Here is a 24,588-nt window from a genome sequence, read left to right on the forward strand (position 1 = left end):
TATATTCAACTTTCATGATCGATTGTGTGGTAATGGTCATCAAGCTTTACAGCAGCATAATCGTGAATGGGTACCGATAGCAAAAATTGAGCGCCCTTACCGATACCGGCACTATAGCACTCAAGCCGACCGCCCAAATCCTTAACCCAGTTAGCACTCGAATGCAGCCCAAAACCATGGCCCGGTATTTCGCTCGAAGTAAACCCTTGATTAAATATTTTTGGCAAAACATCTGGCGCAATACCTTTACCGTTATCACATACTTGAAAAAGCACGACGCCATCAATACGTTCGGTTGAAACTTGAATTTTTCGATTCGAAAAAGGATTATCTGCAAGTGCAGTTTTGGCATTGGTTAATAAATTAATCAACACTTGTATCACTTTATGACGATCTATTTCCAACTTCCCTTGAAAGTGGTAGTTTCGAACGATTTCAATAGAAGCATCGCCTTTGGTAGAAAAAACGCAATTTAAAGCCACTTCCATCAGTTCGTTCGCTGTGATGCGTGAATAATTTGATTTTACTTTTTCGGATATGGATTTTTGAACGTCCACGACACCAATGGCATGCTCTACCAGGCTATACAACTCACTGCTTTCTCGTTGCAACTCGTCTTGTTCGGCACTTAACTGGGCACTGAGCTCATTCAAAAAGGCGACGATTTCCTTACCTTTATTATCCATAGAAACTAAAGACGGCAAATCATGTATGTGTTCTTGGAAAAGTTGTGCCAACTTTTCCAAGTTAGAAGCTTTAGAGCGTCTTATTATTTCACGAATAATACCGGTGGAAACCGTGACACCATTCAACGCATTGCCCAAATCGTGAATCACCCCAGTTGCTACCGTTGCCATACCCGCTTCACGAGATTGTTCTCTTAATTGATGTTGAATATTCGACATACGCAGCGCTGCCGTAACTCGAGCCATTAACTCTTGTGGAACAAATGGTTTAACTAGGTAATCATCGGCACCACTGTCCAGACCAAAAATGCGCGCCTCTTCGCTACCTCGTGCTGTCAATAAAATAACCGGAATGTCATACAGTTTTGGAGATTGCTTGATTTTTTTTACCAATGTTAACCCATCCATGTTTGGCATCATTACATCCGATAGAATCACATCAACACGATGTTCATTTAAAAAACGCCAAGCCTCTACACCATCGTTAGCTGAATAAACATGCCACTCGTCCGCTAATAATTCCCTGAGAAATTCCTGCATATCAACGTTATCATCGGCAACCAATAATTCCGGAAGTTGCATACTTTCGTTATTAGCATTAGGAGGTGTTGCCTGTAAATCACAACCCGAGAATCGAAGCTCCCGAAGGCGTTTTTGGAGCTTTCTTGGTTGCAGGAGAGGTTCGTCATATTTTGATTGAACGTTAGTTGCTTCACTAGAATGCAACAAAGGTAATACAACACTAACAGCGGTGCCTTTTTCAGACTCACTTTCCAACTTGACCGTTCCATGCATCAATTCCGTCATCTCTTTAACCAATGCCAAGCCAATGCCAGTACCACCGACTTTTCGCGTAGTGGAACAATCGACTTGATGAAATCGTTTAAAAAGCTTGTCTTGTTGTTCTTTCGCAATCCCTACGCCTGAATCAGCTACCAGTATTTCCAGTTGATAATCATTTATAATATTGGCAGATACTTTTATCCAATCCCCTGTTCGAGTAAACTTCAATGCATTGGATAATAGATTTAACAATATACGCTCTAGAAAATAAGTATCTAAAATAACCCTTTCTAATCGCGGGTCAACTTCACAGATTAACTCACACCCCTTACTTTTTACCGTTGGTAATGCATCTGCAATTAACTTTGGAATAAATTCAACAAGCGAGATTTGCTCCCAAATTGACTCAAATTGTTTTGCTTCCGCTTTTGAAAAATCAAGGATATCATTTACCTGGTTTAATAATAACAGCGCATTTCGTTCAACACGCTGAATGTGCTTTTTATGAAGTTGAATATCACCCTTGCTTCGTAATAACTGTTCTAAAGGAGCCAAAATAAGAGTTAAAGGCGTTCTTAATTCGTGACTAATATTGGCTAAAAACTCGCTTTTCGCTTTATTTGCGGATTCCGCTTCATCTCTGGCATCACTTAATTGCTTTTCCAGTTTTTGCTTTTCAATGATTTTATTCTTCAGCTCATGATTCGATACAGACAAAGCTTTCGCTCTTTGTCGATTCTGCATTAATGCCCAAAGTACAAAAGAAAATAAGACACTGATGATGAAACCACTGACTAATATAACCAGAGGTGTGTTGTAATCAATAGTCTTGCCCAGTTCAGGCAAGGAGCGAAACAAGATGGTCCAATTTCGGCCGCCAAATTGGATTTTTGATACAAATGAAAACGTAGAATGAACGGATTGCAATTCGCTATTAAAGAGTAACTTTTCAGGTAATATTTCGTTACCTTCGTAAATTTCCAAATCCAATTCGGCTAAGGTATGTTCGTTTTGAATACCTTGCATGAGATCTTTCATACGAAAAGGCGCGTGTATAAATCCCAAAATCGCATTACGCCTTTGCTCTAAAGTCTGCAATTCGCTGTCTTTTCGATACACAGGTAGATACATTAAAAAGCCTGCCTGAATATCGATATCGGTTTCTTGAACCAACTGCACAATACCCGAAGCGGATGACTCACCACTGTCACGAGCTCGACTCATTGCCTCACGCCGCACCGGCTCAGTATACATATCGTAACCAAAGGCTCGCTGATTTCGCCAATCGAAAGGCTCTATATAAACAATCGAAGTAATAAAATCCAAATCACTCTGCGGCCAAATATTAAATTGAACAAACCCTTGTTTGCGAACCGACGCAATGAACTTAGCTTTATCATTCCGATCGATAACTTGCGAATACCCAACCCCTTGTATCCCGGGATATCGTGTATCTAATTTTAAAGCCTTGATATACGCATGCCACTCAATACGCGATACATTTTCACTCGCAGCAAACAATCCAACACAACCCAACAATACTTCTTCGTAGGCTAATAGTCTTTGCTGGATTGCGAGTAAGGCTTCTTTTGCTTCAAATTGAAACCGTTGTTCGGCATTTGCTATGGCCGATTGCATGCTTTGGTTCCAAGTCAACAGCACAATAATTGAGAGCAAAAGAAAAGCCAGGCTCGATATGTACACACTTTTGTGACGCATTAACTTGTCTAACATCACTGACCATTACTCAAAATGATTTGCCTGATTAACAATAAGTACTTCTTCTTTAGCACACGGCTTAACAATGGTGAGGCCTTAAATGAAGAGCAGCTGATACCCGTATAAAGAACTAAAAGTGACTTCTAGTCTGTTACAATAAATTTAGCGCCCGTACGCTAAAAATCCATCTATAAACGAGATAAAACACACTTTACGAAAAAAGACGTGTTCGAAAGGTTCACTCGAAATATGCGTAAAATTATTATTGTATTAACCATAATTGGAATGTTTGTTGGATACTTTATTTATGCAACCAAACATCTCGCCCCCAGTCGAACGCCATACCATTCAGCATCAACACCTAAAGTTAATGCCGGCTCGGAACAGCTACCCGGTATAAACAAAATGCCATCTCAAATTAAAACAACCATCGAAGCAATAACGAGCAACTTCAACTGGGTAGAGGTCTATGACATTAAGATTAATCCATTCTCACAACTGAATATTATTTTCGACTTGCTGCGCGTTCCGTCCGATGTGACCGAGTTTCTAGCGGTAGGCGACGTGCTATCAGCCGCATCCATACTATTAGCTGAACCCAACAGCCCGGACCATATATTGGCTTTAGAATTGATCCAATTGCATTGCCGGTCATTGATTCAACGAACCATGCATAACGAACGCGCTGAAAATGGCATAGAAAGGCAAAATTCAACATTCAATGAACAAGAAGAACAGTTCTTCCAAACCTTTGCCGAACGCAATCAACAATACCAAACCATTTATTCACAGAATTGCAACGACATGAATCTCGCGCTTAATTTAGATTTGAAGCAAATGAAAGAGGCCTTAATTAACAATAATTCTTCAGCTTTGGCGCAGTTGGTAGGAAAAAGTGATCAATTAAAGGCCGAGCAATCTCTAGCGTTATTACGCGAAATTCATAAAACAGAACAAAGTACACGCTCACTACGCAGTTTATCCCTAATGTTAATGAGCAGTAAAAACGAACAAGAAGTGTTAGAGGGCGTCAAGCTGAGTCAAAACCACTCCAGTCAAACACCACTCGAATTTCTTGCCATTGCCAACTGTTTAAAATCTCACTGTAAAAATATCAATCTTGACTTACCTCCCTTACCGAGTTGGTTACAAAAAGCCGCCCAATTTGGTGAATATCGAGAATATTTAAGCTGGCTGGAATCGGAAAAACGTTGGGAAGAACTGGCCAGCTGGAGTCAGTATCAGTTGGGGCTGGCACGCAGTGGATGTTATCAAAACGCTGACAGCTATCGTTATACTTATCGTCAATTAAAGAATCTGCAACAAGCGGCACTCGAACAGTTAAGCCCGGAACGAAAACGCGTCGCGTTAGAAGGTGCAAAAACATTGATGTCACAGCATGGTGATAAGGCACGAACTTGGCTTGGTTGCCAGTGACGAGTAAAATAGCGTGCTTTTAGCTGTCGTTTCAAAGTCATGGCCTATATACCGACCGAGTTTATTGATCACATTCGCAGTCAATCGTTGCCCGAAGAGCAACTGGACGCATTTCTAGGTGCCTGCGAAACACCACTGCGCAAAAGTATTCGTGTGAACACACTGAAAATTAAAACAGAAGATTTTAAACGACGCGCCAATGAGCTTGGTTGGCAATTAACACCTATTCCCTGGTGCACTGATGGTTTTTGGTTAAAAAGAAGCGAGAAAGACGAGCAAGAGTTTCCGTTAGGGAATTACATCGATCATTTGCAAGGGCTTTATTACATTCAAGAAGCCAGCTCTATGTTACCCGCTGCTGCTCTGCAATTCCTAGCGGATCAACCTGCCTTGCTGCTTGATATGGCCGCCGCCCCAGGCTCTAAAACCACACAACTTGCCAGTTACCTGCACAACAAGGGTACGCTGGTAGCCAATGAATTGTCCAGCAGTCGCCTGAAAGGGCTGCATTCCAATGTTCAACGATGCGGTGTGGTCAATGTGTGCTTAACCCATCACGATGGCCGTCTTTTCGGTGAACGTTGTAATGAAACATTCGATGCCATTCTGTTGGATGCGCCCTGTGGCGGCGAAGGAACCGTCCGCAAAGACCCAGACGCAATGAAAAACTGGAGTTTGGATGCACTTAAGCAGCTCTCGACGTTGCAAAAGCAATTGATTGAAAGCGCCTATCGTGCATTAAAACCGGGGGGCGTTTTGATCTATTCAACCTGCACCTTATCAGAGGAGGAAAATCAGCAGGTTTGTCAGCAATTACTCGAGCAGTATACCGATATCACCCTCTGCAATTTAACAGGCTTATTCCCAGAAGCCGCGCAATGTGTAACACCGGAAGGTTATCTGCACGTATTTCCACACATCTACGACTCCGAAGGTTTTTTTGTTGCAGCCTTTCGCAAACAAGATCAGGATGCAGCGCTAGAGCCTGCAAAACCAGCACGATCTTGGCCTTTCGCCCCACCGTCTCGCAAAATTTATCAGCAACTCGAAAGTTACTATCAACAACACTTTGGTTTCGACATATCGAGCATTAAAAATAACCTGTATCAAAGAAACGATACTATCTGGTATTTTCCAGATGCCACTCCATCCCTTGCCAGCCAGATAAAAATTGATCGAGCCGGATGTAAAGTAGCCGAAATTCATAAACATTCTTTGCGCACCCAGCACGATTTTGCCATTGCCTTTGGTGAGGCGTTTAACAAGCAACGTGTCGAATTAACCAATGAACAGGCCAACAACTTTTGCCAAGGTAAAGATCTGTACCTGGATTTACCGAAAGACGGTAAAGGGGAATATTTATTGAGTTACCGCCATTGTCCACTCGGATTAGGAAAGCGAGTTCAGCAGAAAATAAAAAATAATTTACCACGAGCACTGGTACGCGATAATCCTGTAGCGATTTAACCCCTTAAAATATTATCGTCATACCGAGATATCCTCGAAAATACGCGTGAAGCAACTATACTTTTACTCAATTTGAGTTAAAAGCAGCTGATCGCATGATCAAACCTCGTCTTTCCATAATAGCGCTCTATCTATCCCTCACGCTGCTAGGTGCCGCCCTGTCATTTCAAATTTACCGCCAAGGCATGAACGTCAATCAAAATAACCTGCTCCTGCTCAATCAAGATATTCCTATGTTTCAAAGTGTTTCTGCTTTAAGTGAGGCCTTTACCGAACACGAGCGAATTTTATATGAGTTCTATGCAACGGAAGACAATGTCATCTTGAAAAACAATTTGGAAAACAATTATAAGAGCATCAACTTGCACTTGAGCTACTTAAAAACCCAACCATTACCAAAAGAAACCATATCTCAACTTCAAGTGCTCTATCAACAACTCAGCACATTAGCCGAACAATTGCATCAAACGCTCAATCAACGCGAAATCGGCAGTCGACGTTGGGATAACGCACGTGACATATTAAGCCAACTCACTGAATACGGTAATCAAATCCGGCCCTTACTCAAGGATTTGATTGAAAATATTAAGCAACAAGTTCAAGACGGCCAAAACAACAGCGCCCTACAATTAAATAGCATGTCAACATTGGTCGCCACATTTTCCATTGTTATTTTAATTATCGCGATGATAACCGGTGCTCAATTTACAACGCGATTAAAAGATGCAAAAGAAAAAAAGCGACTTGCTAATTTTATCGAGCGGAATCCAAACCCCGTAGCCAGTCTGGACTGGCAAGGACAAATACAATATCGAAATTCCGCATGGTTTAATACAGAGCTCGAACTAAAGCATTCCCTGTTCACTGAAAAAACTGAGCAATCTCTAATAGCGCTAATGCAATCCGATAAAGAACAATTATCCTGGCAGCAAACCATTAATGATAAACACTTTTTCGCGACGCTACATAAACTTCAAGATCTACAGTCACTTAATTTATATTTGGAAGACATTACTGAAAGACGACTCGCTGAACAAGAGCTGGAGTTTCTGGCTTTTAACGATCCTTTAACGGAACTCCCTAATCGTCGTAAAATGGAAATGGATGCCAGTCAATGGACTCAGGAACACCCACAATGCGAAATGGCGGCTGTCGTATTTGGTATTGACCGTTTCAGTCAGGTTACTGCCTCACATGGCTTTAAAGTTGGCGATCAAATTATTTTATCGATCAAAGAGCGAATTCAACACAGCTTAATTCTTTTTAAAAAGCAAACTTATCACATTCAACTGTATCGTTTCACCGGTGCCAAATTCGTTTTATTAGTTCAGTGTAAGGCCAAACAGCCCGTAAGAGACTTAACGCAAGAACTCATTAACAACATTCAGCAAGCCATGTTGAATTTTATTGCAAACACACACGGCCATTTTTATTTACACTTAAGCATCGGCGCATCTTACTACCCAGAGCACAACGTTAATATCAACGCTGTTTTGCAAAATGCCGACACCGCTTACGCCATTGCACGTCGTGGAGGCAATCAGCTTTGTGAGTTCAATCAAGCAATGGCAGAATCAGAAAAACACTGGCTTGAAATGGAAGTCGATCTTCGATTTGCCCAAAGCAACCATCAATTCTACTTAATGTACCAACCTAAAGTATCTGGAAATAATGGAGAAATGCGAGGGGTTGAAGCACTGGTACGCTGGAAGCATCCCTGTAAAGGGTTTATTTCACCAATGGAATTTATACCCATCGCGGAGCAAAGTGGGCTTATCATAGAAATTGGCCAATGGATACTTTACGAAGCGTGTCGACAAACCCGGCAATGGATCGATGAACAGGTAGGTAGCCTAGTTTGCGCAGTCAATATTTCACCACTTCAATTCCTACACCACGATTTTATTTCAACGGTCCAAAAAACAATATTAGAAACCGGTATTCCCGCTCAAAACCTGGAGTTGGAAATTACCGAAGGCGTATTGATGCACGAAGTCGATCGTTCAATCAGTATACTTCAGCAATTGCATGAAATGGGGATACAAGTTTCTATTGATGACTTTGGTACCGGTTATTCTTCGCTATCTTATTTAAAATCCTTTGCCATTGATAAATTAAAAATCGACAAGTCGTTTGTTGATAACATTAATTCGAATGAAGCGGACCGCTCTATCATCCGTACGATTATTGACTTAGCAAAGAACTTGGATATGAAAGTCATTGCCGAAGGCGTTGAAACGAAAGAGCAATTATCACTATTGCTGAATTATGGATGCGACGAGATTCAAGGGTATTATTTTAGCAAACCTCTACTGCCAGAGGAGTTGGTATCTTTTGCCAAACACTGCGAAAGTAATTCGCACGAGGGGGCGAAAACGGATCGTTCAAAAGAAACTGAAAATTAACAAGTGAAATCAAATTAGCAATCTTAGCCCCCATCCAGTGTGCGAACTGCACAAATTCACCGCTCCGCAAGTATTTTAAGTTTTTCAAGTCCAGCTTCAAAATCTGGCCCAATCAATCCGTCAATAAACAAAATAAAATAACGTCCAACAATATCACTCCCAACATCTCCCGAGTCTTTCCAGGTCACACGAGTGACTCCATTTTCGGATTTCAATACTATTTCACCTATCGAGCTCATGCCCATATCCGCAAAGATCAAATCATACTTGAGATATTCGCCCGCTTTAATTTCGGTAACAATCATTTCACCATTGCCTTGGCTTTCACTTTTCCAGCTGGATTTATGACCCACTGTACCAGGCTCTCCGCTGTACGCCACCGTCATTCCCGGATCCCGTTCAAACCAGACACCCCATTGTTTCCATTTTTCAAAGTCTTCGATAAAACGGAATACGTGCGAAACATTGGAACGAATTTCGATACTGCGCGTAACCTCAAATTTGGACTCTAAACTGAAGCCGATAATTATAACGACAGCAACAATAGCAATAACCGACATTACCAAATATTTAAGAGTTTTCACTCTATTCCCCTTTATTTTTATTCATTTTATGAATCAGGTTAAAGAGATGCGCAAGCGACCAATAGGAACAATAGCCTAACGGGTACTAGGGCTTAACACGCACTCGCAATACCCCATTGTTAATGATAATGTCTTCTGGTTCAATGGAATCTAAATACCAACTGTTAACCAATTGATCGCCTTCCTGCTTAAGCGCTCCTTTGACAAACACAAAGCGTTGTTCCGCTAGTTCGGAATATACATGCGCATCAATACTCACTTCCGAAACCATCATTTGTTCGACATGCGTAAGCTGCTCCATCGTTTTGATGGGTAAATCACGATTTAAACTATTGCGTTTCAATGCACTTTTAGTCGATGTCGATTCCGCTTTTTGTTTATTCTCCGGTTTTACCGCTTTTTCTTTCTGTCGATTCGCTTGAGGTTTGGTCCGTTGTGGCTGATAGGATTCGAAGTACTCCAACGAAATTGAATTTGATTGGGCAAACGCTAACGCTTCATCTTCAACATCTGGTTGACGCTTTTTGGGCATGTCTATTGGCTTAGAATGCACAGGAATGTTTGTATCTGTCTCTAAAGATATCGAGTCATTTTTAATTTCTACCGCGGTTAATGGCTCATTCGTCGACCAACGTTCGGTTAGCAATAAAACCAAAATCATCAACAAGAGAATCACAATGGTTGCCAATAACGCGAACAGCCATTTAGGTGTTGCAGATATTGGCATGTTCGTTGGCTCTGCATTTTCGGCTTCATCAATTGGCGCTTCGATCAATTTTTCGATCTCGTCATCGCTTTCCTGATCACGAGACTTGTTCAAGGCATTCAGCAAAATGGACATGGTTCAACACTCTTCCTAAAAATTATCGTAGCTGTGGAATATCTTTTGTGGTTGAAGTATTTAATTGTATCAGCGTGTTCATACCAGCAATGCCATCGGCCTTCAAACCATGGCGCGATTGAAAATCCATTAATAAGTCCTGTAAATATTCGTCGAAGATTTCTTGCTGCCGTACCGAGTCCTCTTTATAGACAAAAGCGATTCGCTCGGACAACCAACTGACTTCGTCTCCGCGATCACCTAAGCGAACCGGACGATGATAGCCAGGCGGTGCTTGCCATAACAATTGATAGTGTCGACTCCACAGCGCTAATAACCAGTCTTTTTTGATCCAACGCCGCCCCGATAAGGACTCAATCTCAACGTTATCCTGTTTAATACCGTGTAACGTGATCCAACTGTGTTGCCCCTGATTGTTTTCCAACAGTAAGTTCATCGGACGATTGAATTCAACAATCGATTGCCAGCTCTCCAGCCCACTTTCACACTTTAAACGATAATCCGCTACAAACCGGCAAAAATCACCGTGCGAAGTCTGCTCAAAAGTGAGAGACCAGCGCTCGGCAAGCACACGTTGAGCATGATGTGCCGAAGCCTCTTCGGTCGCATGCCCTACCAGCCACTGAAAGAGTTCATCTCGATTTTGCCAGTTGGGTTCGTTGCTTGAAGGTTTAGCTATCACCGGCTTGTTAGCCAAAGGTTGGGTAGCAGGCGGACTGAGTTGGCCGATCCCATATCCGGTTGCGAGTACCACTGCTACCCCAGCAGCCAGAGCCCAACGTGAAATGGACTTCCCCGTATTCGGCTGAACATCCGTATCGATAGGTAATGCTTCACGTGCCGCTTGCAGGATATGTTTTTCACCAATGACTTTCTTTTCTGCGGAGTAAGCGGCCATCATTGAGCGGTCACAAAGGTTATTGATCAAGCGCGGGATCCCCTGAGACTGACGAAAAGCCGCTCGAATCGCCTGTTTGCTGAATATGGGTTGATGCGCCCCGGCAATACGCAAACGGTGAGCAATATAAGCGCGGGTTTCTTCTTCGTTTAGAGGCCGTAAATGATATCGTGCGGTAACACGCTGTGCTAACTGACGCAATTCCTGACGCGCCAACAACTGTTGCAGCTCGGGTTGACCCACCAGAATAATTTGCAGCAGTTTGCGCTGATCGGTTTCCAGGTTGGTTAACAGTCGGATTTGCTCTAATACCTCTGGCGCTAGGTTTTGCGCTTCGTCAATCATGAGTACCACATTTATCTCATCTTGATGACATTGCAAAAGGAATCGAGTTAAGTTATCCGTCAACTGCTTTAGTGAGTACTCACTTTGATTGTAGTCGACACCCAGCTCATCACAAAGTGTCGCGAGCAACTCAATGGCGTTAAGCATAGGGTTCAGAATAAACGCCAACCGTGTGTTTTCGGGTAACTTACGCAACACTTGACGGCAGATGGTGGTTTTTCCAGTACCGACTTCTCCAGTCAGCAACACAAAACCAGCACCGTGACGGATCCCATAAGCCAAGTGCGCTAGCGCTTCCTTATGGCGCTGACTCATAAACAAAAATCTGGGATCGGGTGCTATCGAAAAAGGCCGATCTTTTAATCCAAAGTAAGATTCGTACATTATTGTTTCCGTGGTATTACTTTACAAAATCGTCGCATGACAAGTTGGCCAGTAAATAACCAGCCGGGTTCGGGATTATATACTCAATCAACGCTAAGTTGCATGGTAATAGGACCGCTTCGTCTTTCTTATAAACGAGAAATAAAAGAGAAACGGGGTACCAATACTGACGTCGAAGAAGGGATTGGTTACACTGGCGATAATGATCTAACGATCGATTAACTCAATGGAGCCATTTATGGAACAAGACACCCAACAACAAGAAACCAAAACCGAGCTGACTCACGACGAACGCCAATATGCAATGTTTTGTCATTTAGTTGCTTTTGCCGGATTTCTGGTCCCTTTTGGTGGCATTATTGGTCCGTTGGTGATGTGGCTAATCAAAAAAGATGAATCCGATTACATCAATTATCACGGCAAAGAAGCACTTAACTTCAATATCACCATAGCGATCATCTCTATCATCTGCTTTCTATTAATGTTCGTCTTTATCGGCTTTTTGTTGTTACCTGTGCTCCTAATCCTTTGGCTGGTCTTTGTCATTATTGCTGGTATAAAGGCCAATGACGGTGTGAATTATCGGTACCCATTCTCTTTTAGACTGGTCAGCTAAAACACCAATGCAAGTTTACTTGGTCGGCGGCGCCGTACGAGACCGCCTGTTAAACAGAACCGTCACCGAGCACGATTGGGTGGTTGTGGGCGCTACCCCGGAACAATTGTTATCGCAAGGTTATAAACAAGTTGGGAAAGACTTCCCAGTATTTTTGCACCCTAAATCGAAAGACGAATACGCACTGGCCCGCACCGAACGCAAAACCGGCAGTGGCTATTATGGCTTCGATTGCTATTTCGCACCGGATGTGACACTGGAACAAGATCTGGAGCGTCGTGACTTAACAATCAATGCCATTGCTGAAGACGCTGAAGGTAACCTGTTCGATCCCTTTAACGGTGTAAAGGACATTCAAAACCGAGTGTTGCGTCATGTATCACCAGCCTTCGTTGAAGACCCATTACGCGTTCTACGTGTTGCGCGCTTTGCCGCCCGTTACCACCATCTTGGCTTTACCATCGCACCGGAAACACAAAACTTGATGGGCCAGTTGGCACTCAGTGGCGAACTCAACGCGTTAACGCCAGAACGCGTGTGGAAAGAAACCGAAAAAGCACTCACGGAACAATCGCCGCAAGTTTATTTTGAAGTCTTGCATGAAACGGGTGCGCTCAAATGTTTTTTCCCTGAGCTCGATTGCCTTTGGGGAATTCCCAATCCACGACAGTGGCATCCAGAAATCGACTCCGGTATTCACACTATGATGGTGCTTGAGCAAGCGGCAAACTTAACCGAATCCATTGCCGTGCGTTTTGCCGCACTCTGTCACGACTTAGGCAAGTGCGCAACGGCACCTGAAGAATGGCCCAGCCATAAAGGACACGAAAAACTGGGGGTTGGAATCATTCACCGAGTATGCAAGCGCTTAAAAGTGCCGAACCGATACAAAAAACTTGCCGCCATTACCTCGGAGTTTCATTTACACAGCCACCGGGTGTTCGAAATGAAAGCCAGCAGCCTGATTAAGTTGCTGGAAAGCACGGGAGCTTATCAACAACCAGACGAGTATAAAGCGTTTCTAATCGCCTGCGAAGCAGACTTTCGAGGGCGTACCGGATTTGAACATCGCGACTATCCACAGCGCCAGTTTCTACTACAATTACACAGTGCCACTATCAAAATCGATACGAAAGAATATCTCGAAAGAGGTTTCAGTGGAAAGCAAATCGGCGAACAGGTTTATCAGGCACGCGTCCGTATCGCCAAACAGTTATTACAGCAAGTCGAAGTTAGCAACAAACCTTAATATTGTTGGCATAAAAGGATAACCCTATGACCAAATACGTAGGATCCAACAAGCGCCTTTCCAGTAATAATATACATTCAATCCTGCTTCATATTTTTGGCAGCTTACTATTAGTTTTCGGATTTATTGCGCATTTTGCTCCGCAAGTTCTGCGCCAATTCATGTCGGAAAGAGACGCGCAACTGCTTCACGAGTACTCGCTGGTATTCATCGGCATTGGCTTTTTCCTTGAGGCGCTTACCCTGATTGTTCAAATACGAAAACAAATGAACGCCCGCGAGTACCAGCAAACCAGAACCACGGTTAAATCCGACGCCTTATCCAGCGAGCAAATTCAACAAGTCAAATCAAACTTACCCATTGAGTGGCATCCTATCAATACCGGTGGCGCTAGCTTTCAAACGCACAAGCTGGTTATTATTAATCATGATCGAATGGAGTTTCGTGCATCAACTTTATTGGTTTTATTTTGCATTCTTTTTTCTGGGATGGGCGCGTTAGTTGGCGGTGCATTTTTGCTCACAGAAGGAGACGTGATTCCCACATTGATCGGTCTTTTATTTGTAGGTATTGGAGTCGCCATTTATTATTTTTTTGCACAACCCCGCGTATTTGATAAGCGACTTAAGTATTATTGGAAAGGTCGTAACAAGAGCAACAGTTTGCAAGCTTTATCGGCGCTCAAAGATGTTACCGCACTTGATGACATTTTCGGATTACAAGTTTTAGAAGAATACGTAAGTGATGGCAAAAGTAACTACCACAGTTACGAATTGAATCTGATACTTAAAGATGGCAAGCGGATTAATGTTGTTGATCATGGTAATCCCCGACAGATCCGAAATGATGCCAAAATATTAAGCCAGTTTTTGGGTGTTGATGTTCTAGAGCCGCATGAATAAAGCAATATTCATGGTGCTTTTTGTAATTTTACATTTATTATTTACTTTCCAGCCTCTTCTCTAAAATAATCGCTTTTCTCGATACAGCGCGAAACTTAACGTATTGATTGCTGTCTCATCCACTTCGAGAATAGCATCTTCAAATGAGAATGAGTCTATACAGTCGTTTTAACAAGAACCGTACGCTATTATTTGCAGCACTGACATCTATTTTACTGCATAGCCTTCTGTTGGTGGTATTTTCATCCACTTCCATTTTGCCGAAACCGCCAAAACGTCATGACTCGCCCCTATTCATACACATTCAACAGCCAGCGGAAATTCTGAAAAGCGACAGCGTCACTTCTGAACCCAATTTCGAAATGAACACTGCAGAAATACCTGAATCGATAGCAACCCCACCAGAAGTACCAAAACCGGATAAAAAGCAACCACCGCAAATACAGAGCCATAAGGAAGGCTCAATAGACGCCGATACCCGCTCTAAAAAGACGGGGCTCGATATTTATAATAATTGGTCAACGACTGTCAAAAAATACGAAAACGCTCCAGAAAACGAAACAGATCGATTTATATTCGACAAGAGCATACAAACTCAACTTAAACAGCGTATGCAACGACAACAGTTGAATAAGGAATTCAAACAACTTCAGCAGTTAAAAAAGGACAACGAATACTACGAATTTTTAGGAGGACAACAGCGAATGGTTCGAATAAATGGAAAGTGTTTTATCAAAGAAGAAAAAAATCCATTGGATGAATTCCAGAATCCCATCATGCTGTCGACGGGAAATTGCGAGAAGAAAAAACCACTAAAATTTAAAAGTTACGCGCCGCACATACTGCAAGCGGAAAAACGATATGATCGCCAGTAGCGAGGAGCGAAAGAAGTTTGAAACTTCATTTCGCTCTGTAAAGTAAGATTGACGTGTTTCGCTCAAAACGACGAAAACGAGACTCAACGCTGCGTAACCTTCGCTCCTTTCATGAGTTCCGCTCGCCGGTCTATCACTCCCACGTCGCGTTAATATTCACTCCAGAATACGATGAATAGGCACGTACGCTAATGTACCAGACACCATCACCCGGATTAGCAATGCTGCAAGATTCCGTGTTACCCCAACGATAGGGTCGGCAATCGTACTGTGAGGTGGTGGGTTGACTGCCTCGTCTTACGTATAGATCCGCATCACCACTGCCACCCGACATATTAATATCGAAAGTGCTCATACCTGCAGCTAAAGTGACGGTAAAGTGTTTCCAGCCACCTTGGCTGTCCGATAAATTACTTTCACTGAATGATCCACCGCCACCGCCCGATGTCGAGAATGATCCTGTCAGTGACACTCCGCTATACGATGAATAAGCCCGTAACATAACGTAATAAGTACCTGCCTGAACATTGGAAATGGTACAGGTTTCTTCATTACCCCAACGATAAGGTCGACAGTCGTACTGCGATGCAGTCGGTGCTTGATCAAATCGCACGTAGAGATCAGCATCGCCACTGCCACCTGTGATCACAAACGTTAAATCGGTTGCACCCGCAGGCACTTGCATCACGTAATGATCTTCTGCGCCTTGCGAACCAGACAATCCGGTTTTGGGCACACCATTCTCTAACGAATTATTCGGTCCGGTTGTAACCGTAACCGTTTTGCTTTCGCTATCGGAAGCCCCGGCGTTATCGTTAACCGTTAATACAACGTTATAGTCGCCAGCCGCCGCAAAAGTATGTGAAACATTAGCACCTGCGTCGGTTTGACCGTCACCAAAGGTCCAGCTGTAACCCGCTACCGCACCACTGCTGGAAGAACCATCGAAACTACAGGTCAATGCCGCACAATTAAACGTAAATTCCGCATTCAAAGCGGGTGGCGTGCCATCGGTAATTTTCAAAAACACGGCACTGACTGCGCCGAAAGTATCGGTCGTATCTTTAGAGCGCACAAACACAATGTGTTCGCCAACACTTAACCCGGTCGTGTTAATTGTGCCGGTAATGGATTCGGTTTTGTTATTGAAACTGCCATCGGCTGCGGATAGCGTTAATGCTGTTGCGCCAGCTTGCCAAGGTGGAACATCAATATAGTATTCAGCAGCGGAAATGTTTTGGGTCGATTCAGTACCATTTCGCGTACTAAAACGTGTATCGGTAGCGCTTGCCGTGATCTGCACGGAAGTACCTGCTGGGACACCTATTGTTGATGCATCACCACTTAATGCAAGGTTTAATATGTCCGGCCCTGAAGGCGTCACATAGGGAGCTCGTACGACCTTAGCCGCATAAACCAATGCCGGTAAATTGTCGGGCTTAATGGTATTTTCATAAACCGAGCAACTTTGGAAAAAGCTAGTCCCGAGTTCAAACGTATAAGCAGGAACGCCGAGTTCGCTGTAACTGACGTTATCACTGGTGCCATCGGTTGCGTAAAGACCGATAGACTGTTGCGGCATATAATCATTGAAGTAAGCAAACTTTCTACCGAGCGATTGTAAAGCGGTGCCGTTAGGTGCCGGACTGCTTTTATCGCCCCATGGCCACAACACTAACTCACTGTAACTGTGTAAATCGATATGCATTCCGGTCGTTGTATTTGGTGCCGCATCATTATCGTTCGGTCCACGCAAGTCCGGCCATAAACTGCGCACATAATTTTCTATCGCCTGAATTTCTGGTTCTGAGCCAGCCGACGGTCCTCGGTACGTTAAGTTACATTCTGAACCACTTGAGCCAGAGCCATTCGTTATGTTCCAACGATCGGTAAAATTACGGTTAAGATCAGCACCGCGACTGCTTGAAGTGGAGCCACAATAATTTTGATTCGTATTTTTTCGCCAACTGCTGCCTGCTTCTGCTTGTTTACGACCATCCGGATTGGTTTGCAACATCAAATGAATTTCGTGGTAATCGAGCAACCAGCGCGCATCGGCATTGGTTGCGTAACCATCCACTAACCACCGCGCAAAATCGAGGTTTAATGGTGCCGTTGTGTATTCTCGTGCATGTATGGCACTGTTAATAAATAATTTAGGTTTTTCAAACGTATTACTTTTATTAGTAAGCACTAAAACTCGAATATCGTACCCTCCGATGTTTTGGTTTTTCTCCCAAGAGTTACCGACATCAATCCACTCCGCCAGGTTGGGATTACTGCTGACAATATTCTGCGCTTCGGTAAACGTTTCCTCTACCGTTTCATAACAGGAGTAACCAGGAATAGCGCTTGGAGAAGCTTCAAATAATGTGTTTTCTCGTAACTGTTGTTGGATTTGTTGCAAGCGCTCGTTACGTCGTTGAATAAACTCCGTGGCTGGCTTAATTTTGAACTTAAAAGGCTTAAGCTTTTCAATATCTTCTGGCGACAACTCCAGAATCATAAACCCTTTATCTTTATTAGTTTCGAGCAATTGACTGTGAAACGTTATCGCCAATTTATTGGCCATAGTTTCATTACCGTAATACACCCGGTAAATGTTTTGGGTTTGTATTTCATCTTCCAGTATTTGTAAGGTTTGTTGCTTAGAACTCGACTGATTTGCTTGAGCAAAGTGGGGAATACAACTCATAGACCCCAAAAATAAAATTGCGAACAACGATGTTGTTATTTTCATTTTTGGATCCTCATTGAGATTTAATTTGATTATTTTTTTACCAATTCATACTTAAAGTACCTCAATATATTCTTTAACTGATTGAAATGGTGAACAAAGAATAGCCAATCAAAGAAAGCTACTTTGAGATATTACGGGATAGTTTTGATCTTGAGATGCACCAAAATTCTTTTGTGCGATGAATAGACTAAAAATAAGAAAGACGTCAAAGTCTCATCAATAAATTCCGACTTTGAGAATTAAAATATTGAAGACAATAAATAACAAATGAGGCATTTTCTGACAGAAGTATACAACTTTGTGTTTAAGTTGCGAGTTGCGAGTTGCGAGTTGCGAGTTGCGAAAAATTTATTCTTTTATCTCGAGGCTCGCAGCTCATAAAAAATTAATTCATCCAAATCACACCGATTAACGCAGCACCTAAAGCCAATCGATACCAAACAAAAGGCATCATGCCAATTTTATCGATCAACTTCAAAAAGAAATGAATGCAAACAAAGGCGCTCACTGCAGCGATGGAAAATCCAGCGATAAATGCGCCCCACATGACGGGTTCGGGTTGTTGCATCAATTTTATCGACGTTAGACCGCCTGATAAAATAATCACTGGAATCGACAATAAAAAAGAAAATCTTGCAGCCGCACTTCGAGTTAATCCCAACCAAAGGCCAGCCATCATGGTCGCGCCGCTTCGGCTGGTACCAGGAATCAGCGCTAAAGCCTGCGCACAACCAACTATGACGATATCTTTCCAAGTAATTGAATATTCATCGCGTTGATGCTTAACATTTTTCTCAACCCACCAGAGCAGCAAGGCGAAAAAAATGGTCGTAAAAGCAATAACCGATACCGAACGTAAATAATTATCGACGACATCAAATAGACTAAATATCAGCCCCAGCAACCCAACTGGGACGGTTCCCCAAATTACCGCCCAGGCCAGCTTTGCATCTTTCTCCATGTCTTTTTTAAAACCACTGCGAAAAAATGCCGAAGTCATGTTGGTCAATTCTTGCCGAAAATAAATAACAACCGCAGTCAATGTGCCGACATGTAAGGCGACATCAAAAGCATTGCCTTGATCGGCCCAGCCAAATATTTTTGCGGGCAAAATTAAGTGTGCGGAACTCGAGATAGGTAAAAACTCGGTCAGTCCCTGAATAAGTGCTAAAAGAATGATCTGGATCCAGTCCATAATGTTTCTACTTTATTTTCGATTAATAGCCTAAAAATAAGTTAACGGAAAAACGCGTAATACACACCATACAAAATGGCTTGAGCAAACACCAATACCCAAAAGTAAACACCAAAAGCCATGATCTTCGCTGGCGTTGAGTTATAGTCTTTGTTGCGAAAAATCAAAACAAGCGAAACAACAATCGCTATACCAAGCGCAGTAAGTCCGTGCGTTTTCCAATCTAATGGTTCAGCAGCAAACGCAAAAGAAGGTATTATCAGCAAAGTCAGAAATAGTACATTTTTTCGCAACAGCATTGTTTTACAACCTTGAAGTCAATTGCCGAGACACTTGCGGCCCGGCATTCTCGCTGATGTTTTTGGTAAAAGCAATCGCCTTTACCACTTCCCCCATTTCACCAGGCAGCATCAGCTTTTGTAATGCTTGTGACAATTGAACGCGCTTGTTTAACTCGGGAGACATTTCCACCTGTTGCAACACGCCACTGTTCAACAAAAATTGCGACTGACTGCAATAACCGGCCAAAGACAACCCCATGTGTTCTGCCGTTAAGCAAAGTTCTGAGAAATTAACATGGCTGGTAATATCTTGCAGCCCGGTTAACCAGGTAAATTGTGAGTGTCGTTGGTGACGATAAAAACATTGTAAACTTCCCTCGATACGTTCCGGCGCAAAAAACTCATCTGCGCTATACCCATAATCGAGAAACAGTAGCGCACCTCGCTGTAAGTGTTGACATACACTACGAAGCCATCCGCTACGCCATGGCGCCGCTTCGTAAATGCAGTTGCTTTGCCAGTCGACTTTACTCTCGTGCTGTTGCAACCATTCCGTTAATTCATGCGACTGAATATCGCACCAGAGTGTCTCAAACGTTTGCTGCTTAATTGATACGCAAAGTTCTTCAAATCGACCATCACGATAACGGAAACGATGCGCAGGAATAGCATCTAACAGTTCATTGGCGATGATCACCGCATTGTAAGGTTTTTGTGGAGTATCGGTTAACCAAATCACCTTATCTTCATCCAACACATCGGCAGCCGCCAATGTTTGGCGTTGTTGATTTATTAACGACTCAGAAACTTCCACAATGTAATAATGCGTAATATTTGCCGCAAAATGTTTTAATAAGGTTGCGGCCAGTGTTCCGTTACCTGCTCCGAACTCCATAACCACACCATCAGTGACGGACAAACTTGGCAATATTGCATTTCCAAGCGCCTTACCAAATATTTCCGATATTTCAGGCGCGGTAATAAAATCTCCGGTTTGGCCAATCACCGTTTTTCCCGACACATAGTAACCGCTTCCGGGCTGATAGAGCGCAGAATGAATAAACTCGGCGCTACTGATGTATTGATTGGTTGAGCGGTTAATTTTGTCGGCGATGCAGGAAAAGTTTTCGAGACCGTAGGCCAGTTCCTGTTCCGTTGGCAATGCGACTTTTAACGTTTCGCATTGTTGCTGAGTCAAATTTTGGTATTGATTAACATCCATCGCCTATAAAAACTCGCCACCATCCAACGTTAAAACTTGTCCGGTAACGAACGACTGTTCAATGAAATAAGCCAAAGCTCGTTGCACCTGTTGAATATCACCGGTACGTTGTAATGGTATTTGACTTGAAAGTCGAGCGAGATGGTCGTCATCTTTTCCCGGTGGTGCCAGAATGGCTCCCAGCGCAATAGCATTGACCCGTACATTTGGAGCGAGCGCCAACGCCAAATCTTTCGTTGCCTGTTGCAGCAAGCCTTTTGACCACCGATACACCAAATGATCCGGTTGTGATTGATTCAATCGCGCATCGACAATGTTCACCACCTGCACTTTGCGACCGGCCTGACTGCTTGCCAGTTGCTGTATTAAACTGAGCGGCGCATACGCGTTAATATTCATAGTGGCAGGCCATTGTTGCTCTATGCTTTGCCAATTATCCTGTTCAGGAAAAATCGCAGCAGAATTGATCAACAAATCAACCGGCTGAAACTCCGCGGGCACTTGCTTGAAAAAGCGGTGGACTTGTTTCGGGTCGGATAAGTCACAACGCAACAGACAGTGTTCAACCCCACGCTCTTTTAATTGCTCTGAAAATGCTTTTGCCGCCTCGACCGAGTGTTGATAATGCACAATCAATCGGTATCCCATTTCGGCACAACACTCTGCTAATGCACGACCAATTCGAATTGCGCCACCGGTGATCACTGCCGTTTTTTTCATGACTTTAATTTCGACGTTTGAAAGGGCTGCATATCGATTGGCGCATCTATACGAGTTAACCGTTGTTCCGAATCGTTGAATTGTTGCCACAATTCAGCAATGGACTTGTGTTGTTGCGGATGTACCCAATTAGGAGCAATATCATTGAGCGGTTGTAGGACGAAAGCATTAAACAAGATTTCATCACGCGGTAACCCGATCGGAGTTTGACACACCAAATCACCGTAACTCAACAAGTCAATATCCAGCGTTCGAGCGCTGAACTTAGGGGCTTTATGATCCCGTCCGGCTTGCTTTTCAATCCGCTTCAAACGTTCGCGAATCGCATTCATATCCCAATCACTGATAAAGCCCGCCACCATGTTATAAAAATCGTCGCCATCGAACCCTACAGCTTCACTTTGATAAACGGGTGACAGTTGCAGCGGTCCAAAACTTCGGAACAGCTCCTGCAATGCCAATTGCAAATGGCGTCGCCGATCGATATTGGTACCGATGGATAAATAAATTTGTGGCATCGACCGTTCCTTTAACGCTTGCCTCGTTCAATACAAACACCGACAGCTTTTGAACCGCGAACCGCGCCAGGCTTGCTTAATTTAAGTTTTAGCCAGGGTACAGAAAACTCCTGCTGAATGATTTGTGCGACACGTTCGGCCAAGGTTTCCACCAGTTGAAACTCGCTGTCTTCAACAAACTGAATGACGCGTTTGGCAACGGCTTTATAATCGAGCGCTTGATCAATGGTGTCGGTTTGAGCGGCCGGTCGAATATCGGTGCCCATTTCGATATTCAACATAACTTTTTGACGGATTTTGCGTTCCCAATCGTAAATTCCAATTAAGGTTTCGATGGTCAAATCTTCGATAAATACGATATCCATAGGATCTCTTCTGTTATTTTGTCACAAGTTGGCAAGGTACACTTGCTTTGTGTGGCAGGCAATGCAATGCTAAGCCTCAAACACCGCATTATACAGTGAAAACGCTCGAATTCATGGATGCCGCCGTAATTTCTTTGATCATCGCCGCCTATCTGCTGGGCTCCATTTCCAGCGCCATTCTCGTTTGTCGCCTAGCCGGCTTGGGCGATCCGCGTGAATCTGGCTCGGGCAACCCGGGCGCTACCAATGTTTTACGCTTAGGTGGAAAAAAATTCGCGCTTATGACATTACTGGGCGATATGCTTAAAGGCGTTATTCCAGTGGCCGTTGCTATTTACCTACAACAAGCGGACTGGGTGATTGGCTCGGTTGCGGTTGCAGCATTTCTAGGTCACCTGTTTCCCATCTTTTTTCGATTTAAAGGGGGTAAAGGCGTTGCCACTTTTTTCGGTGTATTACTGGTACTGAACTGGCAACTCGGGCTGTACGCAATCATCTGTTGGCTGATTTGCGCTTGGGCATTTCGCATTTCTTCGTTATCGGCACTGATCACGGCAATCACCGTTCCGTTTTATGCGTGGCACTTCTTCACGCAACAATTTTATTTTTTAATCCTGATTTGTATTCTACTGGTGGTGCGTCATCATCAGAATATTCGCAATATGGTTTCGGGCTCGGAAAGAAAGATTGGCGCAGGAAACCAGAAAGGAAGTGCTAAGTGCTAAGTGCTAAGTGCTAAGTGCTAAGTGCTAAAAGCTTTGCTTTTTCTAATAAAGAGTGGCAAGTTACAGAGCATCTATTTAGCCACCCATTACTCAAATTTTATGCTACGTTTACTCTCCTTTATTTTATTGTTCTTCTCCGGCATTACTACCGCTGAGGTTTCCAACAAAGCAAAAGCTACCGCAGATTTTGCGGCTAAAACTTACGCCAAGGCTGCAGAAAACGCACTCGCAGAAATGGTGCAGTTTAAAACGGTTGCTAACCCAAATATTGAATACCATCAAAATGAAGCATTTAATGGCTTCCGCAAATGGTTAAAAAATAAAGCGCAACAATTAAACTTGCAGTTTTCCGATCATGGCCATGTCTTACTTGTGAGCATTGGTAAAGGTGAAAAAATACTGGGTTTAATCGCACATGGCGACGTTCAGCCTGCCAATGCCAGTAAATGGCAACAGTCACCCTTTACGCTCGATGTTGAAACTGAGCCAGGCAAACTTATTGGTCGCGGCACCGAAGATGATAAAGGCCCAATTGCAGCAGCTTTATACGCGATGAAAGCACTGAGCGAAAAGCAAGTTGCACTAAAAGGTAAAATCGAGTTGATGGTGTATATGGCAGAAGAGTCCGACTGGGATCCTTTACGCGAATTTTTGAAAACTTATCAACCAGCACCAATTAACATTGCACTCGACTCCGACTATCCGGTAGTGATCGCCGAAAAAGCCTGGTCGCATATTCAGGTCTCCTTTCCATATACCGAAATAAAAACCGAAACAAAAACACCCCAGCTGATCAGTTTGAAAGGCGGTGCTTTCCGCAGCCAAATTCCTGAAGAAGCGATAGCCGAAGCTCGGTTTCTTTCAGCCGAAGATATTGCACTGATTCGACATCAGTTGTCGCAATATCCAATTGAGTTTGAAACCACACGCGTTGGCGAAAGTGTTTTTATTTCAGCCAAAGGTCGTGCCGCACACTCGTCGACGCCCGAAAATGGCCACAATGCCATCGCTTATCTTGCGGCCGCATTAGCACAGATTGGTTGGCAACCTTCCGATGCGGCCAGTGCTGTCCTTTACCTAAATGATTTGGTTGGCACGGGTATCTATGGTGAACAATTTGGCTCATTAGCCTATCAACACGAATTTATGGGTCCGATGACTTTGTCACCCACAATGGTTAAATCAACCGACAAAGGATTGCAGGTATTTATTAATATTCGCCGCCCGCTCGGAAAAACTCAGGCACTAGTGGAAGAGCAAATCAAAACCACCATTGACCGATGGAAAGTTCAACGCGGTGTTAATATCAATATCGAAGAAGTGTATGTCGGAGAGCCTTTAATGGTCGAAAATGCGCCACACGTACCGACGTTACTGAATGTTTTCGAGCATTTCACCGGTATAAAAGATCCAAAGCCCAAATCCATTGGTGGCTCCACCAATGCAAAACTGTTTCCCAATGCGGTGAGTTTTGGCCCCTCTATGCCCGATGCGAAATATACCGGTCACTCGGAGCATGAATTTATAACGCGTGAGCAGTTTATTTTGACGATTAAAATGTATACCGCAATGATGATTGAAATTACTGGAAAGTGAAAAGAAAGGTTCGAGGTTCGAAAACACATCGAGTT

20 protein-coding genes are annotated in these 24,588 nt (G+C 43.4%); 9 read left to right on the top strand and 11 right to left on the bottom strand.

Going from position 1 to position 24,588, the window contains the following annotated elements; translation table 11 throughout:
• Positions 1–5: 5 nt before the first annotated feature.
• Positions 6–3,107, bottom strand: coding sequence for a CHASE domain-containing protein (locus tag ACTUJY_RS01455; RefSeq protein WP_463614257.1), 3,102 nt, complete (start codon positions 3,105–3,107; stop codon positions 6–8).
• Positions 3,108–3,437: 330 nt separating this feature from the next.
• Here ACTUJY_RS01455 and ACTUJY_RS01460 point away from each other — a divergent pair, with 330 nt between their 5' ends.
• From ACTUJY_RS01460 to ACTUJY_RS01470, 3 genes are all read left to right on the top strand, one after another.
• On the top strand, positions 3,438–4,625 hold the full coding sequence (locus ACTUJY_RS01460; RefSeq protein ID WP_463614258.1) for a hypothetical protein: 1,188 nt from the start codon (positions 3,438–3,440) through the stop codon (positions 4,623–4,625).
• A gap of 39 nt (positions 4,626–4,664) precedes the next feature.
• On the top strand, positions 4,665–6,092 hold the full coding sequence (rsmF, locus tag ACTUJY_RS01465; RefSeq protein WP_463614259.1) for a 16S rRNA (cytosine(1407)-C(5))-methyltransferase RsmF: 1,428 nt from the start codon (positions 4,665–4,667) through the stop codon (positions 6,090–6,092).
• A gap of 95 nt (positions 6,093–6,187) precedes the next feature.
• Complete coding sequence (locus tag ACTUJY_RS01470) at positions 6,188–8,497, top strand: putative bifunctional diguanylate cyclase/phosphodiesterase (RefSeq protein WP_463614260.1); 2,310 nt, start codon at positions 6,188–6,190, stop codon at positions 8,495–8,497.
• Positions 8,498–8,553: 56 nt separating this feature from the next.
• Here ACTUJY_RS01470 and ACTUJY_RS01475 read toward each other — a convergent pair whose 3' ends face one another.
• The 3 genes from ACTUJY_RS01475 to ACTUJY_RS01485 form a co-directional block, all read right to left on the bottom strand.
• Complete coding sequence (locus tag ACTUJY_RS01475) at positions 8,554–9,081, bottom strand: SRPBCC family protein (RefSeq protein WP_463614261.1); 528 nt, start codon at positions 9,079–9,081, stop codon at positions 8,554–8,556.
• Positions 9,082–9,166: 85 nt separating this feature from the next.
• A complete protein-coding gene (locus tag ACTUJY_RS01480) occupies positions 9,167–9,922 on the bottom strand; it encodes a general secretion pathway protein GspB (protein WP_463614262.1) in 756 nt (251 codons plus the stop codon).
• A gap of 22 nt (positions 9,923–9,944) precedes the next feature.
• Positions 9,945–11,549, bottom strand: a complete 1,605-nt coding sequence (locus ACTUJY_RS01485) for an ExeA family protein (protein ID WP_463614263.1) — start codon at positions 11,547–11,549, stop codon at positions 9,945–9,947.
• Positions 11,550–11,787: 238 nt separating this feature from the next.
• Between ACTUJY_RS01485 and ACTUJY_RS01490 the strand changes: the two genes are divergently transcribed.
• The 4 genes from ACTUJY_RS01490 to ACTUJY_RS01505 all read left to right on the top strand — a co-directional run bounded on the left by ACTUJY_RS01490 (position 11,788) and on the right by ACTUJY_RS01505 (position 15,191).
• The gene (locus ACTUJY_RS01490; RefSeq protein ID WP_463614264.1) at positions 11,788–12,165 is read left to right on the top strand and encodes a DUF4870 domain-containing protein; all 378 of its coding nucleotides are present in this window, start codon (positions 11,788–11,790) and stop codon (positions 12,163–12,165) included.
• Positions 12,166–12,172: 7 nt separating this feature from the next.
• Positions 12,173–13,414: a multifunctional CCA addition/repair protein gene (locus ACTUJY_RS01495; RefSeq protein WP_463614265.1), complete on the top strand. Its 1,242-nt coding sequence runs from the start codon at positions 12,173–12,175 to the stop codon at positions 13,412–13,414.
• A gap of 26 nt (positions 13,415–13,440) precedes the next feature.
• Positions 13,441–14,316, top strand: coding sequence for a hypothetical protein (locus ACTUJY_RS01500; RefSeq protein ID WP_463614266.1), 876 nt, complete (start codon positions 13,441–13,443; stop codon positions 14,314–14,316).
• Between the two features lie 143 nt (positions 14,317–14,459).
• Positions 14,460–15,191 (top strand): hypothetical protein, encoded by a 732-nt coding sequence (locus ACTUJY_RS01505; RefSeq protein WP_463614267.1) that lies wholly within the window; start codon positions 14,460–14,462, stop codon positions 15,189–15,191.
• 133 nt (positions 15,192–15,324) lie between these two features.
• On the opposite strand, the gene ACTUJY_RS01510 is transcribed toward ACTUJY_RS01505, so the two are convergent.
• From ACTUJY_RS01510 to folB, 7 genes are all read right to left on the bottom strand, one after another.
• Positions 15,325–17,931: a M14 family zinc carboxypeptidase gene (locus tag ACTUJY_RS01510; RefSeq protein WP_463614268.1), complete on the bottom strand. Its 2,607-nt coding sequence runs from the start codon at positions 17,929–17,931 to the stop codon at positions 15,325–15,327.
• Between the two features lie 385 nt (positions 17,932–18,316).
• The gene (locus ACTUJY_RS01515; RefSeq protein WP_463614269.1) at positions 18,317–19,126 is read right to left on the bottom strand and encodes an undecaprenyl-diphosphate phosphatase; all 810 of its coding nucleotides are present in this window, start codon (positions 19,124–19,126) and stop codon (positions 18,317–18,319) included.
• Positions 19,127–19,167: 41 nt separating this feature from the next.
• Positions 19,168–19,425 (bottom strand): hypothetical protein, encoded by a 258-nt coding sequence (locus tag ACTUJY_RS01520; RefSeq protein WP_463614270.1) that lies wholly within the window; start codon positions 19,423–19,425, stop codon positions 19,168–19,170.
• A 4-nt stretch (positions 19,426–19,429) separates the two neighbouring features.
• On the bottom strand, positions 19,430–20,629 hold the full coding sequence (locus tag ACTUJY_RS01525) for a class I SAM-dependent methyltransferase (protein WP_463614271.1): 1,200 nt from the start codon (positions 20,627–20,629) through the stop codon (positions 19,430–19,432).
• Positions 20,630–20,632: 3 nt separating this feature from the next.
• Positions 20,633–21,349: an SDR family oxidoreductase gene (locus ACTUJY_RS01530; protein ID WP_463614272.1), complete on the bottom strand. Its 717-nt coding sequence runs from the start codon at positions 21,347–21,349 to the stop codon at positions 20,633–20,635.
• Positions 21,346–21,867 (bottom strand): 2-amino-4-hydroxy-6-hydroxymethyldihydropteridine diphosphokinase, encoded by a 522-nt coding sequence (gene folK, locus ACTUJY_RS01535; protein ID WP_463614273.1) that lies wholly within the window; start codon positions 21,865–21,867, stop codon positions 21,346–21,348. Before folK ends, ACTUJY_RS01530 begins: the two co-directional genes overlap by 4 nt.
• Positions 21,868–21,878: 11 nt before the next feature.
• Entirely contained in the window at positions 21,879–22,232 is a 354-nt protein-coding gene (gene folB, locus ACTUJY_RS01540; RefSeq protein ID WP_463614274.1) for a dihydroneopterin aldolase, read from the bottom strand.
• Between the two features lie 95 nt (positions 22,233–22,327).
• On the opposite strand from folB, the gene plsY reads away from it, so the two are divergent.
• Both plsY and ACTUJY_RS01550 read left to right on the top strand, forming a co-directional pair.
• Entirely contained in the window at positions 22,328–22,957 is a 630-nt protein-coding gene (gene plsY, locus ACTUJY_RS01545; RefSeq protein ID WP_463614275.1) for a glycerol-3-phosphate 1-O-acyltransferase PlsY, read from the top strand.
• A gap of 99 nt (positions 22,958–23,056) precedes the next feature.
• The gene (locus ACTUJY_RS01550) at positions 23,057–24,553 is read left to right on the top strand and encodes a dipeptidase (RefSeq protein WP_463614276.1); all 1,497 of its coding nucleotides are present in this window, start codon (positions 23,057–23,059) and stop codon (positions 24,551–24,553) included.
• Positions 24,554–24,588: the final 35 nt, after the last annotated feature.

It is taken from the genome of Pleionea sp. WD8-19, assembly GCF_055326765.1.

Bases quoted from the DNA above. Each gene is read 5' to 3' on its own strand.
- ACTUJY_RS01455 (WP_463614257.1), bottom strand. From the start codon at position 3,107: ATGCAATCGGCCATAGCAAATGCCGAACAACGGTTTCAATTTGAAGCA.
- ACTUJY_RS01460 (WP_463614258.1), top strand. From the start codon at position 3,438: ATGCGTAAAATTATTATTGTATTAACCATAATTGGAATGTTTGTTGGA.
- rsmF (WP_463614259.1), top strand. From the start codon at position 4,665: ATGGCCTATATACCGACCGAGTTTATTGATCACATTCGCAGTCAATCG.
- ACTUJY_RS01470 (WP_463614260.1), top strand. From the start codon at position 6,188: ATGATCAAACCTCGTCTTTCCATAATAGCGCTCTATCTATCCCTCACG.
- ACTUJY_RS01480 (WP_463614262.1), bottom strand. From the start codon at position 9,922: ATGTCCATTTTGCTGAATGCCTTGAACAAGTCTCGTGATCAGGAAAGC.
- ACTUJY_RS01485 (WP_463614263.1), bottom strand. From the start codon at position 11,549: ATGTACGAATCTTACTTTGGATTAAAAGATCGGCCTTTTTCGATAGCA.
- ACTUJY_RS01490 (WP_463614264.1), top strand. From the start codon at position 11,788: ATGGAACAAGACACCCAACAACAAGAAACCAAAACCGAGCTGACTCAC.
- ACTUJY_RS01495 (WP_463614265.1), top strand. From the start codon at position 12,173: ATGCAAGTTTACTTGGTCGGCGGCGCCGTACGAGACCGCCTGTTAAAC.
- ACTUJY_RS01500 (WP_463614266.1), top strand. From the start codon at position 13,441: ATGACCAAATACGTAGGATCCAACAAGCGCCTTTCCAGTAATAATATA.
- ACTUJY_RS01505 (WP_463614267.1), top strand. From the start codon at position 14,460: ATGAGAATGAGTCTATACAGTCGTTTTAACAAGAACCGTACGCTATTA.
- ACTUJY_RS01510 (WP_463614268.1), bottom strand. From the start codon at position 17,931: ATGAAAATAACAACATCGTTGTTCGCAATTTTATTTTTGGGGTCTATG.
- ACTUJY_RS01515 (WP_463614269.1), bottom strand. From the start codon at position 19,126: ATGGACTGGATCCAGATCATTCTTTTAGCACTTATTCAGGGACTGACC.
- ACTUJY_RS01520 (WP_463614270.1), bottom strand. From the start codon at position 19,425: ATGCTGTTGCGAAAAAATGTACTATTTCTGACTTTGCTGATAATACCT.
- ACTUJY_RS01525 (WP_463614271.1), bottom strand. From the start codon at position 20,629: ATGGATGTTAATCAATACCAAAATTTGACTCAGCAACAATGCGAAACG.
- ACTUJY_RS01530 (WP_463614272.1), bottom strand. From the start codon at position 21,349: ATGAAAAAAACGGCAGTGATCACCGGTGGCGCAATTCGAATTGGTCGT.
- folK (WP_463614273.1), bottom strand. From the start codon at position 21,867: ATGCCACAAATTTATTTATCCATCGGTACCAATATCGATCGGCGACGC.
- folB (WP_463614274.1), bottom strand. From the start codon at position 22,232: ATGGATATCGTATTTATCGAAGATTTGACCATCGAAACCTTAATTGGA.
- ACTUJY_RS01550 (WP_463614276.1), top strand. From the start codon at position 23,057: ATGCTACGTTTACTCTCCTTTATTTTATTGTTCTTCTCCGGCATTACT.